This window comes from Hylemonella sp. W303a (genome assembly GCF_046452315.1).
Classification (GTDB): domain Bacteria; phylum Pseudomonadota; class Gammaproteobacteria; order Burkholderiales; family Burkholderiaceae_C; genus Hylemonella.
On sequence record NZ_JBKFDG010000004.1, the window covers coordinates 300,627 to 315,282 of the forward strand.

At 66.8% G+C, this 14,656-nt stretch carries 11 protein-coding genes; 8 read left to right on the forward strand and 3 right to left on the reverse strand.

Going from position 1 to position 14,656, the window contains the following annotated elements; translation table 11 throughout:
• The first annotated feature begins 75 nt into the window (after window positions 1-75).
• The 3 genes from ACLBKS_RS09830 to ACLBKS_RS09840 all read left to right on the forward strand — a co-directional run bounded on the left by ACLBKS_RS09830 (window position 76) and on the right by ACLBKS_RS09840 (window position 5,899).
• Window positions 76-1,746, forward strand: a complete 1,671-nt coding sequence (locus ACLBKS_RS09830; RefSeq protein ID WP_410192622.1) for a methyl-accepting chemotaxis protein — start codon at window positions 76-78, stop codon at window positions 1,744-1,746.
• A gap of 253 nt (window positions 1,747-1,999) precedes the next feature.
• Window positions 2,000-5,446: an EAL domain-containing protein gene (locus ACLBKS_RS09835; protein ID WP_410192623.1), complete on the forward strand. Its 3,447-nt coding sequence runs from the start codon at window positions 2,000-2,002 to the stop codon at window positions 5,444-5,446.
• A gap of 246 nt (window positions 5,447-5,692) precedes the next feature.
• Complete coding sequence (locus tag ACLBKS_RS09840; protein ID WP_006299078.1) at window positions 5,693-5,899, forward strand: hypothetical protein; 207 nt, start codon at window positions 5,693-5,695, stop codon at window positions 5,897-5,899.
• 156 nt (window positions 5,900-6,055) lie between these two features.
• On the opposite strand, the gene ACLBKS_RS09845 is transcribed toward ACLBKS_RS09840, so the two are convergent.
• The 3 genes from ACLBKS_RS09845 to ACLBKS_RS09855 form a co-directional block, all read right to left on the reverse strand.
• A complete protein-coding gene (locus tag ACLBKS_RS09845) occupies window positions 6,056-7,495 on the reverse strand; it encodes an FAD-binding oxidoreductase (RefSeq protein ID WP_410192624.1) in 1,440 nt (479 codons plus the stop codon).
• 104 nt (window positions 7,496-7,599) lie between these two features.
• Complete coding sequence (locus ACLBKS_RS09850) at window positions 7,600-8,955, reverse strand: ATP-binding protein (RefSeq protein ID WP_410192625.1); 1,356 nt, start codon at window positions 8,953-8,955, stop codon at window positions 7,600-7,602.
• On the reverse strand, window positions 8,952-9,698 hold the full coding sequence (locus tag ACLBKS_RS09855; RefSeq protein ID WP_410192626.1) for a response regulator: 747 nt from the start codon (window positions 9,696-9,698) through the stop codon (window positions 8,952-8,954). The genes ACLBKS_RS09850 and ACLBKS_RS09855 overlap by 4 nt, the downstream gene beginning before the upstream one ends.
• 193 nt (window positions 9,699-9,891) lie before the next feature.
• Between ACLBKS_RS09855 and ACLBKS_RS09860 the strand changes: the two genes are divergently transcribed.
• Genes ACLBKS_RS09860 through ACLBKS_RS09880 form a run of 5 tightly spaced genes read left to right on the forward strand, consistent with a single transcriptional unit; the run spans window position 9,892 to window position 14,654 of the window.
• Window positions 9,892-10,314: a DUF2141 domain-containing protein gene (locus tag ACLBKS_RS09860; RefSeq protein WP_410192627.1), complete on the forward strand. Its 423-nt coding sequence runs from the start codon at window positions 9,892-9,894 to the stop codon at window positions 10,312-10,314.
• An 8-nt stretch (window positions 10,315-10,322) separates the two neighbouring features.
• The gene (locus ACLBKS_RS09865; RefSeq protein ID WP_410192628.1) at window positions 10,323-11,087 is read left to right on the forward strand and encodes an ABC transporter ATP-binding protein; all 765 of its coding nucleotides are present in this window, start codon (window positions 10,323-10,325) and stop codon (window positions 11,085-11,087) included.
• Window positions 11,074-12,492, forward strand: coding sequence for an ABC transporter permease (locus tag ACLBKS_RS09870; RefSeq protein ID WP_410192629.1), 1,419 nt, complete (start codon window positions 11,074-11,076; stop codon window positions 12,490-12,492). Before ACLBKS_RS09865 ends, ACLBKS_RS09870 begins: the two co-directional genes overlap by 14 nt.
• Window positions 12,485-13,297, forward strand: a complete 813-nt coding sequence (locus tag ACLBKS_RS09875; protein ID WP_410192630.1) for an outer membrane lipoprotein-sorting protein — start codon at window positions 12,485-12,487, stop codon at window positions 13,295-13,297. The genes ACLBKS_RS09870 and ACLBKS_RS09875 overlap by 8 nt, the downstream gene beginning before the upstream one ends.
• Window positions 13,298-13,316: 19 nt before the next feature.
• Window positions 13,317-14,654: a hypothetical protein gene (locus tag ACLBKS_RS09880; protein WP_410192631.1), complete on the forward strand. Its 1,338-nt coding sequence runs from the start codon at window positions 13,317-13,319 to the stop codon at window positions 14,652-14,654.
• Window positions 14,655-14,656 lie beyond the last annotated feature (2 nt).

Consider the following 14,656-nt stretch of genomic DNA (forward strand, 5'->3'; position numbering starts at 1 on the left):
GCGGAGAACTTTCACCTGCCGCCGACCGGAACATCCAGCCAAGGAGCGCCCAACCTATCAAAGGAGCCACGCATCATGCGTCTCAACCTGCCCGTCACCCAGAACGGCTACACCTTTCCAGCCGACCAGACCCTGATCTCCATCACCGATCTGAAGGGGCGCATAACGTACTGCAACACCAACTTCGCCAGCGTGAGCGGCTACACAGTGTCGGAGCTGATGGGACAGCCGCACAACCTGGTGCGCCACCCCGACATGCCAGAGGAGGCGTTCCGTGACATGTGGGACACCATCCAGAATGGACGGCCCTGGACCGCTCTCGTCAAGAACAGGCGCAAGAACGGTGATTACTACTGGGTGCGCGCCAACGCCACGCCGATGCGCGATGGAGAACGCATCATTGGTTATCTCTCGGTGCGCACCCGCGCACCCGACGCCGAAATCGCGAATGCCGAGGCCCTGTACGCCACCATGCGCGCGGAGGCCGCTGCAGGACGTCGGGTGCATGTGTTGCACCATGGCGAGGTTCGCAACAACAGCGTGGCGGGTCGGCTCTGGCGTTGGCTGCGTCCCGAGCTGCGTGGCAGCTACTTCACGGCCATGCTGGTCACGGCCTTGATTGGGCCCGTGCTGGCCCATTTCGGCTTTTCTCCCTGGGTGGGTACGGCCGCGGCTGTGGCCGCGGCGATAGTCTTTGGCTTTTACCTCGTGCGCATCGGCATCAAGCCTTTGGAGAACGTGATCGAGACGGCGAACTTGCTGGCGGCGGGTGACTTGACGCGCCAGGTGCAGGTCACCAGCAAGGGGGAGATCGGCCGGTTGCAGCTGGCCCTCGCCCAGCTGGCTGTCTCGGTACGCACCGTGGTGCGGGACATCCGCCACGAAGTGGCCAACCTCCTGGGGAGCGCGCGTGAAATCGCTAGCGGCAATGCCGACATGTCCGCGCGCACCGAGTCGCAGGCCAGCAGCCTGGAGCAGACCGCGGCCGCCATGGACCAGATCAACGGCACCATCCAGCAGACCAGCAAGCTGGCGGAGGAAGGAGCTGGCGTCGCGCGCGAGACTGCGGGCGTCGCGCAGCGCAGTCACGAAGCAGTGCAGAGCGTGGCCAGTACCATGGACGAGATCGCCGAATCCTCCCGCCGCATCAACGACATCATCCAGGTGATCGAAGGCATCGCCTTCCAGACCAACATCCTGGCCTTGAACGCAGCCGTGGAAGCCGCCCGCGCGGGGGAACAGGGCCGCGGTTTCGCGGTGGTCGCCGCGGAAGTGCGGACCTTGGCTGGCCGCACGGCGGAAGCGTCGAAGGAAATCAAAGGACTCATCGAGGAATCACGCCAGCGCGTCGAACTCGGGGGACAGCGCGCGGTCGATGCGCGCAGCCGCATGGACGGGGTCATGGAGTCGGTCGGTCGGGTGTCAGCGCTGCTGGATCAGATCAACACCGCGGCGCGTGAGCAGGCCTCTGGCGCGGCACAAATCAACTCGGCGGTGTCTCATCTCGACGGCATCACGCAACAGAACGCCGCCATGGTGGAAGAGCTGGCAGCGTCGGCCAAGTCCCTCAACGACCAAGTGGGCATGGTGCACAACACCGTCCGCGTGTTCCGCCTCACGGACAAGGACAAGACCCTGGCCGAGGCCGATGCCGTGACACTGCGCAAACAGGGGCGCGGGGACCTTGCGGCCGAGGAGGGGCCGGCTCCCACAACCCAGGGCCGCATCGGGATGAGATCGGCATGAGCCTGTCTCGTGCCATCATCGGCCCTGCGCCGAAGCCGCATGCGGCGCACAGCGCACGCCTGACTTCCTGACGACGACGGGCCGCCCAGCCTTGATCCAGGCGGCATCCTGAGGTTTTCCCGGCCTCGGGTTTGTGTACTGTGCGCGGGCATGCGCCTTGCTCGATGATGGCGCCCGCCCGTACATGAAAGCAGACTCCACACCTCATCCCTCCCGTTCCGCATCGGCCGCTGGGCCTCGGACCCGCAGCAATTTGACGCGATCCCGCGGCACCCTGGACGTGGTGCTGATCTACGTGGTTTTCGCGTCCCTGTGGATCTTGCTCTCCGATCGCCTCATGGGCTGGTTGGTGCGGGATCCGGACATGCTGCTGCTGGCATCCACCCTCAAGGGGTGGTTGTTCGTCGCCGTCAGCGCCACCATGTTGCACCTCCTGCTGCGGCGGCGCGTCCGTGGCCTGCTCGCGCAGTCGGCCTCGATCGACGCGGAGGCCTCACGCTACGCATTCTTGCGTTCGATGGCGGTGTTCGCCGTGCTGGCCCTGGTCGTGGTGATGTTCGTGGCGTCGACCATTTGGCAAGCCATGCGCGAGGAGCGCGAACAGGCGCAGGCCCAGCTGCGCGCCGTGGTCCAGTCCAAGTCCCAGGAGCTCTTCGCTTGGCAGCAGCAGCGGGTCACTGACGCCAGCGACTTGGCGAACACGCCGGAACTGCGCGCGCGCTGGACCGCCTGGCGCGAGCAAGGTGACGCGCTGAGTCTGCGCGAAATGCGGCGCTTTCTTGATCGATCCCGTCAAGTGGCCATGCTCGCGCGCGCCGAAATCGTCGACGCGCAAGGACGACGTTGGCTCGATACCGCGGGCGCTTCGCAAGGTGACGCCCAGGTGGACCTGGAACTGTCCGATGCGGTGCGCTTGGCGATCACCCAGAACCAAGCTCGGTCGGTGGGGCCTTGGCGCGACGCGCGTGGCCAATGGCGCTTGGCCTTTGTCGCACCCCTGGTTACCACGAGCTTGAGCGAGGGTGTGCGCCGACCTGCGCAGGCGGCCCTCGTGTTGCATGCCGATGCCGAGGCCTACCTGAAACAGGCGCTCAGCGAATGGCCTCTGCTGCGACAGGGGGCAGAAGCAGTTCTGCTGCGTCGCGACGGTGAGCCGCTCATCTTCAAGGGCGAGGTGCCTGCTGAAAGGGTGGCGGAGTTGCGCCGGGTGCTGAGCCGCATGCCCTGGCCTCGCGATGCCGCCGCGCCGGTCGAGGGGCTGGAACACCATGGCGTGCCGGCGCTGGCCGTGATGCATCGCATCGGTGACACGGAGTGGTGGCTGCTGGTTCAGCAAAGCCGGGAGGAAATGCTGCACGGTGCCGCCGCCAGCGGGGCCTGGATGGCCTTGACGGCCGTTTTGGGCTTGCTGGCGCTGGCCGTGGCGCTGTACCTTCGGCACGAACGTCGGCGGCGCCTGCACTCGCTGCGCGACATCGAGGAGTTGCAGCGCGCCAAACAAGCCCTGCTAGAAAGCGAAGCCTTGTATCGCCTGTTGGCCGACAACAGCAGCGATGTCGTCTGGCTCTACGACCTGGAGGCGGACCATTACCTCTACGCCAGCCCCGCCGTGCGCCTGTTCGGCTACGACCCCGCGCAAGCCACCAGCATGTCGTTCAAGGACGTGCTGCCTGCTGCCGTGGAGCAGGCGACGCTTGAGCGCTTGCGCCAACGCATCGCCGCCTTGCAAGAGGGGGACGAAAGCCAGCGCACCGCTCTGGGTGAGACACCGGTCCTCAGCGGCGATGGCGTGCTCATGCCCACCGAAGTCGTGACCACCCTGCTGACCGACGAAAAGACGGGGCGCGTGACCCGTGTCCTCGGCGTGACACGCGACATCACCCAGCGCAAGCGGGACCAAGACCAACTCATCCGCCTGTCTCAGGCCATCGAGCAAAGCCCGGCCAGCGTGGTCATCACCAACCTCGACGGCAATATCGAGTACGTCAATCCCGCCTTCGAAGCCATGAGCGGCTACACGCAGGCCGAGGTGCTGGGCACGAATCCTCGGCTGTTGAACTCAAGACGCACCCCGGCCGAGGTGTACGACACCCTGTGGCGCACGATCGAGGCGGGACAGGCTTGGCATGGAGAGCTGATCAACCGCGCCAAGGACGGGCGTGATTACGTGGTGAGCATGACCATCGCCCCCGTGCGCAACGCCAAGGACGAGGTGGCGCATTACCTCGCCGTGCAACTGGACGTGACACTGCAGCGCAACGCCGAGGAGAAGGCGCGTCAGTTGGCCTGGTTCCATCCTTTGACCGGACTGCCCAACCGCCATCGTTTGCTGCTGGATCTGAAGGAGACCCTGGAGACGCGGGCCGCGCGGAACGCGCCCGACGACGGGCCCCTCGCCGAACAATGCGCCTTGCTGCTGCTCGACCTGGACCGCTTTCAGACCGTCAACGATGCGCTCGGCCCGGCGGCGGGCGACCAGTTGCTGCGCCAGCTCAGCTGGCGCTTCGCCGCGGCCTTGCCGCCGGAGGCCCAGCTGGCCCACTTGAACGCCGATGAATTCGCCGTCTTGCTTCAGCCCGTGCGTCCGGGCGACCCGGGCGGCGCGCAGGGTGAACCCGCGGCGCGTGAGGCGGTGGGCGCGCAGGCCCTGCGCCTGGCGCAAAGCCTGCATGACACGCTGACGACACCGGTGCAATTGGGACATGGCGAAAGCTTGGCCGTGAGCTGCTGCATCGGCATCACCTTGTTGCCGCACCGCGTCGAAGTCGATGGGCTGGCCCAGGGGCCGGGTGGCGTGCTGGAACAGGACTCGCCCGAGAACGTGCTGCGCCGCGCGGACACGGCCTTGCACCGCGCGAAAGACAGCCGCGGCCGAGAAGGCAGCGCGGGGCACACGGCGTTCTTCGATGCCTCGATGGAGCAAGTCGTCAGCCGCCGCTTCCTGATCGAGCGTGACCTGCGCCGAGGCTTGGCGGCCGGTGAGCTGCGGGTCTTTCTGCAGCCTCAGGTGGATGCTGAAGGCCGGATGGTCAGCGCCGAGGCCTTGGTGCGCTGGCAGCACCCGGAGCAGGGCTTGGTGGCGCCCGGCGCTTTCATTCCCATCGCCGAGGAAAGTGAGCTGATCACGGACGTGGGCCGTTGGGTGCTGCAGGGCGTCTGTGCCCACCTCGGTGCCTTGCGCGCGCGTGGCCTGCGCCTGCCGATTGCCGTCAATGTCAGCACGCGGCAATTCCACCAGCCCAGCTTTGTGCACGAGGTGCAAGAGGCCTTGCGCGTCCATGGCGCAGCCCCGGGCGACCTGATCATCGAAATCACCGAGAGCATCTTGATGGAACAGGTGGAGAACGTGACACGCAAGATGTCGCAGCTCGCGAGCTTGGGCGTCAAGTTCTCGCTGGACGATTTCGGCACCGGGTATTCATCCTTGGCGTATTTGAAGCGGCTGCCGATTGACGAGATCAAGATCGATCGCAGCTTTGTGCAGGACGCACCCACCGACCCCAACGACGCTGCCTTGGTCGACGCCATTTTGTCGGTGGCCCGCCACCTGCGGCTCAAGGTTGTGGCCGAAGGCGTGGAAACGCGCGCGCAGGCGGATTTCCTGCATGCGCGGGGTCAGATCGTGCAGCAAGGCTATTTGCACGGCCGCCCCGCGCCCGCGCAAGACGTGCTTGCGCTTTGGGAAGAGGCGCAGGCCTGAGCGACGATGTAACCCCGGGCGGGTTCCCGCAGGCCAATATCATCGTTTTGCGATATGGGAAATGGCATGCTGCGCAGCAGCATAAATCCACCATACAAAAAAATGGCGTTCCATATCAAAAAATTACCCTGGTAAGCTATTGATTTGAAATGAAAAATTAATTATCCGACACTTTCGTAAAACAAGGACGCGGGACAGGGCTTGCTCGACACTGAAGGCGGTTTTTCATCGCATCAAGGAGCAAGCATGTACATCGAATTCGCACTGCACCACTACATCGGCGACAACGGCGACGACGTCCTGAACGAGGCCCGGGCCGCGCTCGGCGGCGCCGATTACGCCAATTACCTGAACAGCGAGCGCGCGGCCATCGTGGTCAATCCGCACAACCTTGCGCCCGTGGGCGTGAGCTGGACGGACGGCAACGGCATCCAGAACCGCTTCTTCCGCTGAGACGGCATTCGCTGCCGTGGCTCAACAACTCAAGGGCGCCGGTTTCCGGCGCCCTTTTTCTTTCTCTCGCGCGATGGGCTGATCCGTCAACTGACGGCATGCGCGGGCGGGACAAAACGCAGCGTCCCGCGGTTAAGGAACCGTGGCGCTGCGGGCTCAGAGCGCGAAGATCTTGCCGGGGTTCATGATGTTCTTAGGGTCCAGCGCGCGCTTGATCGTGCGCATGACCTGCACTGCACCCTCACCAGTTTCCTCGGGCAGAAACCCCATCTTGTGCAGACCGATGCCGTGTTCTCCGGTGCAGGTGCCACCCAGGCGCAGCGCCCGTTGCACCAATTGGTGGTTCAGCTGTTCGGCGCGCGCGCGTTCCTCAGCGCTGTCCGGATCAATCAGGTAGCCCATGTGGAAGTTGCCGTCGCCCACGTGGCCGACCAAGAAGTAGGGGATGCCGCCGGCGTTGGCCTCCTCCACGCTTTCGACGACGGCCGTGGCGAGTTGTGAGATCGGAACGCAGGCGTCGGTGGTGATGGCCCGGCAGCCGGGGCGGGTCTGCAGCCCTGCGAAGTAAGCGGCATGTCGGGCGGTCCACAGGCGCGTGCGTTCCTCGGGTGTCTCGGCCCATTCAAAAGCCTGGCCGCCCTGGTCCGCCGCCAGGGCCTGCACGGTCTCCGCTTGCTCGCGCACGCTGGCGGGCGAGCCGTGGAACTCCATCAGCAGCATCGGCTCTTCGCGCAGGCTGAGTTTGCTGTGCTTGTTGACCGCGCGCACGGTGTTGGCGTCCAGCAGCTCCACGCGCGCGATGGGCACGCCGAGCTGGATGATCTCGATGGTGGTGCGCACGGCCGCGCCGATGTCGGGGAAGGAGCAGACCGCCGCGGTGATGGCCTCGGGCAGCGGATACACCTTGAGCGTGATTTCGGTGATGACGCCCAGCGTGCCCTCGCTGCCAACGAAAAGACGCGTCAGGTCGTACCCGGCGCTGCTTTTCTTGGCGCGGCTGCCGGTACGGATGACTTCGCTGCCGTTCTCGGGGTGCGGCGTGACGACCTCCAGCGCCAGCACGTTCTCGCGCATGGCGCCGTAACGCACGGTGTTCGTGCCGGACGCGCGGGTGGCGCTCATGCCGCCGATGCTCGCGTCCGCGCCCGGATCGACGGAGAAAAACAGGCCCAGGTGTTTCAGCTCCTCGTTGAGCTGTTTGCGCGTCACACCGGGCTGCACGGTGACCGTCAGGTCTTCCGGGTGGATGGCCAGCACCCGGTTCATGCGACTCACGTCCAGGCTGATGCCACCCTCGATGGCCAGCAGGTGACCTTCAAGCGAAGAGCCCACGCCGTAGGGAATCACCGGGGTGCCATGTTCATTGGCCAGGCGCAGCACCTCGGCCACGTCGGCCGTGCTTTCGGCGTAGACCACGGCGGCAGGGGGCGGCACGGTGGTGAAGGCGGATTCGTCACGCCCATGCTGCTCGCGCACCGCCAGCGCGGTGGCGCAGCGCGCGCCAAAGCGTGCCGAGAGCGCCTCCAACAGCGCAGCGGGCACGGGGCGCTGACGCGCCTGAGGTTGGAGTTGGGCGGATGTCTGGGGTGCGTTCATGGCGGGTCTCCTGGAGGCACGGTCTGGGCGGGCGGTTTGCGTGATCGGAAAGCGAACAGCCCGATGCGAGCCGCTGTGCATGCGTCGATTGTGACGCCAGCCGACTAAGCCCGGTGTTGGGCCGACCCTCTTGCTTTGTCTGTGGCTTGCGTCGCGAGCGGCAGTCGCACTTCCGCGCGCAGCCCACCCTGGGCGAGATTGCTCAGGCGCACGTCACCGCCATGCGCGCGCAGCAGGTTGCGCGCGATGCTCAGTCCCAAGCCGGAGCCGCCCGTGTCCCGGTTGCGCGACATCTCCAGGCGCAGAAAGGGGTCGAACACCCGCTCCAGTTGATCCGGCGGAATGCCCGGGCCGTCGTCCTCGATGCCAATGACGATCTGCCCCGCCTCCTCGTTCAGCCGCAGGCGCGCGCGCTGGCCGTAGCGCACCGCGTTGTCCAGCAGGTTCTGCAAGGCGCGCCGCAGCGCGCGCGGTGCGCCCAAGACGGGCTGCTGGACTTCGCCTTGGCACACGCAGTCCTGCCCTGCGTCGCGCATGTCCTCGGCCATGGCTTCGCACAGTGGCCCGAGGTTCAGCCACTGACGCGGTTCGCGCAGGCTGGCGCTCTCGGCGTAGTCCAGACCGTCCTGGATCATGGCGCGCATCGCATCGATGTCGGCCACGAAGCGCTGGCGTTGGTCCGCCGGTGCATGGTTCTCGGCGCGCAGGCGCAGGCGCGTCAGTGGTGTCTTGAGGTCGTGTGAGATGGCCGCCAAGATCTCCGTGCGCTCGGCCACGTGACGCTGGATGGCCCGTTGCATGGCGTTGAAGGCTTGGGTGGCCCGACCGACCTCCACGGGGCCGTCCTCCGGCAGGGGCGGCGCGTGCAAATCCCGGCCCAAGTCATCGGCGGCCGTGGCCAGCCGAGACAGCGGGCGCGTGGCCTGCCGCACCGCGAGCCAGGCGACCAGCATGACCGCCAGGCTCAAGGCGCAAAGGTAAACAAAGCCGGTGGTCCAGGACGGAAGGGACAAGGGGCGTTCGCCGAAATGCACGAGCAGGGCCTGTTGCTCGTCCATGGGCATCGACAAGAAAGGCTGGTCGGGGATGGCGCACAGGGCCACGACCCGCGAGTCGGGTCCCAAGCGGGCGCGCATGCTGTCGGCGAGCTCCCCGGCGTGCGGGTGGGTGCAGCCCGGAGCGCTGGACTGGCCTTGGATCAGCTCGAAGCCGTAATAGCCGCGGTCCAGACTCTGGAGCCAAGTGGCGCGCTGATCCGGCGGCAAGCTGCGCAGGAAGCGCTGCACGAAGGCGATGTCGGCGCTCATGAAGGCATACATCTGCGCGCGCCCGGCGTTCGCGCTGAGGGCCAGAACGGTGATGAAGCTGGCCGCCTGGATGACCACGGTGGCCAGCACCAGGATCAGCATCACGCGAGCGGTGAGCGAGCGCATGACGCGAGGCCAGGCGGGTTTTTTCACCGTGTCGCCTTCGCGCAGGGCGTCACCGCCATGCAAAAGACATAGCCCTCGTTGCGCACCGTCTTGATGTAGGCCGGTTCGCGCGCGTCGTCGCCCAGGCGTCGCCGCAAGCGACTCACCCGCAGGTCGATGCTGCGGTCATACACCTCGGCATCGCGTCCCGCCAGCTGGGCCAGCAACTGGTCGCGGCTGACGATGCGCTGAGGGTGTCGCAGCAGGAAACGCAGCAGGGCGTACTCGGCACCCGACAGCGGCGTCACGGCGCCGCGCGCGTCCACCAAGTGCCGGGCCACCGTGTCCAGGCGCCAGCTTCCAAAGGTCAGGCACGGGGCGTCGTCTTCGCTGGACCCCGCGCTGCTGGGCAGCGCGCGGGTGCGGCGCAGCACGGCGCGGATGCGCGCCACCAGTTCGCGGGGCTCGAAAGGTTTGGGGATGTAATCGTCCGCTCCCATTTCCAGGCCGATGATGCGGTCCACGTTGTCGCCGCGCGCTGTCAGCATCAGCACCGGCAAGTGGGCCCATTCACTGTCGCGCAGCCAGCGCAGCAGGCTCAAGCCATCCTCGCCAGGCAGCATCAAGTCCAGCACGACGAGGTCCACGGGTCCCGCGCGCAAGGCGGCGCGCATCTGCCGACCCTCGGCGGCGCAGTCCGCGCGCAATCCTTGTCCGCCCAGGTACTCGGCCAGCAGCCCTCGGATGTCGGGGTCGTCATCGACAACCAGGATTCGGTCGTTGCGTTCCATGCCAGTGTGTTGGATGTCTACCGCTTGAAGTGCGGCAGCGGCATTGTCCGCCGAGCGTGCCAGCGGTTTTGTATCCCAGTGTATCGACCGGATGCCTTGACGCGCGACGATACAAAAATCCGGTGCCTGGGATACATCGCTGACAAAACAGCCCGCTGCAATGGCGACTCCTCAACACCCACGGAGTCATCCCATGCATTCGCCCACCAGCCGCCTCATGGCGTGCGTCCTGTTTGCCTTGTCGTCCTTGCCCACGATCGCCGCCGACCTGGTGGTCGAGGTCGAGGGCTTGCGCGGGACCCAAGGCGTCGTCTCGGTCGGTCTGTTCGACACGGCGGAGAGTTTTCCTCAGCAAGTGCTCACGGGTCTGCGCACGCCCGCGGACAAGCCCGTGGTGGAAGTGGTCTTCCGCAATCTTCAGCCGGGTCGCTACGCGGTCTCGGCCTACCAGGACGAAAACGGCAATCTGCAACTGGACCGGGGTCTGTTTGGCATTCCCAAGGAACCCTATGGCTTCAGCCGTGACGCGCGCGGCACGGCCGGGCCGCCCGAGTTCCGTGACGCGCGTTTCGACCTCGGTGCCGACGGTGCCCGCATCCGCGTCAAACTGCGTTGAGGTGTCGCATGGAACCCTCCACAACCCACGCGCACCAGCACATCGCGCGCTTGCGCGGCTTGCGCAAGAACTACCGCATGGGCGATGTCCAAGTGCCCGCTTTGCGCGGCGTCGACCTGGACATCACCGCCGGGGGCTTCACGGTGATCGCCGGTCCTTCGGGCAGCGGCAAGAGCACCTTGCTGCACATCCTTGGGTGCATCGACCGCCCTGACGCGGGTCAAGTCGAGATCGAAGGCATCACGCCGCAAGCGCTGAACGATGACGAGCTGAGCGCCTTTCGCGCCCGCCGCATCGGTTTTGTCTTCCAGAACTTCAATCTGCTCCCCGTGCTCAACGCCTTGGAAAACGTGGAGTACCCCATGCGCCTGCTGACGCGTGATGGCGAGGCCCGTCGGCGGCGCGCACGCGAGCTGCTGGCGGCGGTGGGGCTGCAAGGCATGGAAACTCGCCGACCCAACCAGCTGTCCGGTGGCCAGCGCCAGCGCGTGGCCATCGCGCGTGCCCTGGCCAATGCCCCGGCCTTGGTGCTGGCCGACGAGCCCACGGCCAACCTGGACCGCCAGACCGGCGCCGACATCATCGCCCTGATGCGCCGCATCCAGCGCGAGACCGGCGCGAGCTTCGTCTTCTCCTCGCACGACCCCGCCCTCATCGAGGCTGCGGATGTCCGCGTGCGCATCGCCGACGGCCAGATCGTCCCGCCCCTCAAATCACCCGCGGCACCGACCGTGCCCATCGCCCAGGAGGAGACCCGCCATGAATCTGTTTGACCTTGCCTGGCGCAACCTGCTGCGCAACCGCCGTCGCAGTCTGCTCACCTTGGGTGCCCTCGCGGTGAGCGCGATGGCCCTGGTCATCTTTGGTGGCTATGTCGCCACCATCATCAGCGCCCTGCAGACCGAAACCGTGCGTGAGACCGGTCACTTGCAGATCATGCGCAAGGGCTTTCTCGATTTCGGGCGCGGCAACACGGCGCGCTACGCCATCCGCGATCACGCGGCGTGGATCAACCGCATCCAGGCGGACGCCGAGCTGCAACCCCTGCTGCGCGTCGTCACGCCCGTGCTGCAGGTGCAGGGGGTGGCGGGCAATTTCGCGGCCGGCGCGTCGAGCACCTTCGCTGGCACGGGTTGGCTCGCCGCCGACCGTGACGAGATGCTGGCCTGGGCTGGCGCGGGCTTGCCGCTGCCGCCCCGGGCGAATCTGCTGCGCGCTGACCAGCCTCAGGGCGGGGTCATCGGTCTGGGGCTGGCCCAGCTGCTTGCCTTGTGCGAGGCGCTGGAATTGCGCGACTGCCTGCGTCCGCCTGCGGAGTCTGCGCCCGAGGGGGCAGCCATGGCCGCCGATCTCGGAGCCTTGGTTCAACAGGCCGCAACCGCTGCACCGGGCCGCGCGCCGACGGCGGGTGCGACCCGTGAAGACGTTCCCGGCATCGAGCTGCTGTCGTCGACCCACGGTGGCGCACCCAGTGTGGTGCGCATGGACATCTTGCGCACGGAGCGCCAGGGCGTGCGCGAGCTGGATGTTTCGTTCGTGGCCATGCCTTTGGGTCTGGCCGAGCGCTTGGTGTTTGGCCCGGGCGGGCATGGGGCTTCCGCCATCGTCGTTCAGTTGGCCGACACGGCACAACTGCCACTCGCACGAGCCCGCTTGCTGGCCTTGCTGGCCAGTCATCCCGGCGGCAATGACCTCGAGGTTCGCCCCTACACCGAGGTGCAGCCCCAGTACCTGCAAGTGGTCGGCATGTTCGAGGCGATGTTCCGCTTCGTTGCTTTCCTGATGGGAGCGGTCACGCTGTTCTCGGTCGCGAATGCCGTGGGCATGTCGGTGGGCGAGCGGGTGGGCGAAATCGGTACGCTGCGTTCCCTGGGTTTTCGGCGGGGTCATGTGCGCCGCATGTTCATTCTCGAAGGGGTGCTCATCGGACTGTTGGGGGCGGTGGCCGGCGTGCTGATTGGCGTGCTGTTCAGCGAGTACGTCATCAACCGCGCCGGTTGGTCTTGGACACCGCCCGGCCGCGTGATGCCGGTCCCTGTGGGGGTGGATGTGTTCGGCCATCCGACCCTCTTGTTAGGCACGGTGCTGGCGCTTGCCGGTCTGGCGGCCCTGTCGTCGTTGTTGCCGGCCAATCGCGCCGCGCGCATGCAAATCGTGGAGGCTTTGCGTCATGTCTGAGCATCCAATCCACCCAAGGCCCAGGCGCCGCGCATGGCTGAGTGGCTGCGCCACCTTGCTGTTGTCGGCCTTGGCGTCGCCCATCCTGGCCGAGGAGCGCAGCGCCGAGCACATCTTGCAGGCCGCCGATGCCATCCGCAACCCGCCTGGCAGCTTCTCGGTGCGCTTGCAACTCACCGAATACCGCCAGGGCCGTCAAAGCGCCAATTCCGCGCTGATCGTCTATGCACGTCCCAGTCCAGACAGCGGGCAGTACCGCAACCTGGTGCAGTTCGTCGCGCCCGCTCGCGACGCGGGCAAGCTGATGCTGCGCAACGGCGCGGACCTCTGGTTCTACGACCCCTCCAGCCGGGCCAGCGTGCGCATCTCTCCGCAGCAGCGCTTGCTGGGACAAGCCTCCAACGGCGATGTCATGACCACCCAGCTCGCGCGCGACTACCGCGCGGAGAAGGTCGGGCGCGAGACGCTCAAGGACGGCGAAGGAGCGCAGCGCGACAGCCTGCACCTGCGCTTGACCGCGCTGCGCGAGGACGTCTCCTACGCGCGCGTGGACTTGTGGGTCGACGCCGCCGATGACCGCCCCGTGATGGCACGTTATTTCTCGGCCGAGGACCGCCTGCTCAAGACCGCTTACTTCCGTCGTTATGAGACCACCTTGGGCCGCTTGCGACCGACCGAGACCGTCATCATCGACGGGCTGGACGGGGGTTGGGTCACGGTCATGCGCAGCGCGGAGTACGCGACGCGCGAAGTGCCGGAAGCCTGGCTGCAACGCGACTACTTACCGCGCTTCCGCGCGCAGTGACGAAGGAGCGGAGGACGGCATGCACAAGTTCTTCCCGCCACGCCGAACAAGGGGCGTGTTCAAGGCCGGCCCGGCCCTTTGGGCCGCGATCCTGATGTCGTGGGGGCTGGTCGCGCTCGGCGCGGAGCCGGACCAGGACCCGGACCAGGACTCTCTGGCCTTGGGGGTGGAGGCCTCCGCCCCTGACGAACGCCTGGGCTTGAAGCTGGAGGCTTGGGCCCAAGGCATGGACCTGCGTCGCGAAGCGGGTCAAGCCGAACGCTTGGGACGCGCGGTGTTGGATTTCCGCCGTGAGTGGCCGGTGGGCGAGGGCGGGCGCTGGGTCATGTCGGACCGGTTGGAGGCCGTGGAATATCAGGGCGCCACCGACCCCATGGACGGCACGCGCCGAAACGCCTTGCGCGAGCTGTACTTCAGCGCGCAGGCCGCCCCCGCGTGGTACATCGACGCGGGCCGCATCAACCTGCGCCAGGGTGTCGGTCTGGGCTACAACCCGAGCGACTACCTGCGCGAGAACGCCGTGGTGATGCGCAGCTCGCAGAACCCCGCCGCCTTGCGTGAAAACCGGCTGGGTGCGGTGATGGTGCGTGCGCAATGGCTTTACGACGAGGGCTCCGTCCAGCTGGCGTTGCTGCCTCAGCTCAGTGACACGGACCATTTTGACGACGACACCTGGGCCTTGGGTCTGGAGCGCACCAATCGACGCCGCGCGGCGTTGCTGCGACTGTCTCCACGCACCGGCGAGCGTCTGGGGGTTGACCTCACGGCTTACGCACGCGACGAGGACTCGCCCCAGATTGGCAGCAACCTTTCTTGGACCGCCACCGACGCCTTGTTGCTCCAACTGGAGTGGAGCGGCGGCCAACGCAGGCCCGTGCCCGCCTTGAATGCAGACACGACCGCTGCGAACGAGCGCTGGTTCAACCGACTCGCAGCAGGTGCCTCATGGACCACGCCGTGGGGGCCGGTCTTGAGCCTGGAGCAACATTACGCGGGGGACGCCCTGTCGGAGTCCGAGTGGGACGCCTGGCGCGCGGCCACGGGACGCGCCGCGGGCCGATTGGGCGCCTTGCGCCAAGACGTGCAGGAGCGTCAAGACCTGCTGACACGGCGTTACGCCTTTGCACGCCTGGGTTGGGACCGGGCCTGGGGCCTGGCCAACCTGGACCTGAGCGCCTTCGCGCGCCGCAGCGCCAGCGACGGCAGCGTGTTCTGGCAAGCAGAGGCCGTCTGGCATGTCGACGAGCGCTGGGACCTGGGCCTGCTGCACACGCGCAGCAGGGGCGCTGCCGACAGCGAGTTCGGCGCCGCCCCCGCCCGCGCCACCGTGGCCGTGGTCCTGCGATGCTTTCTCTAAGG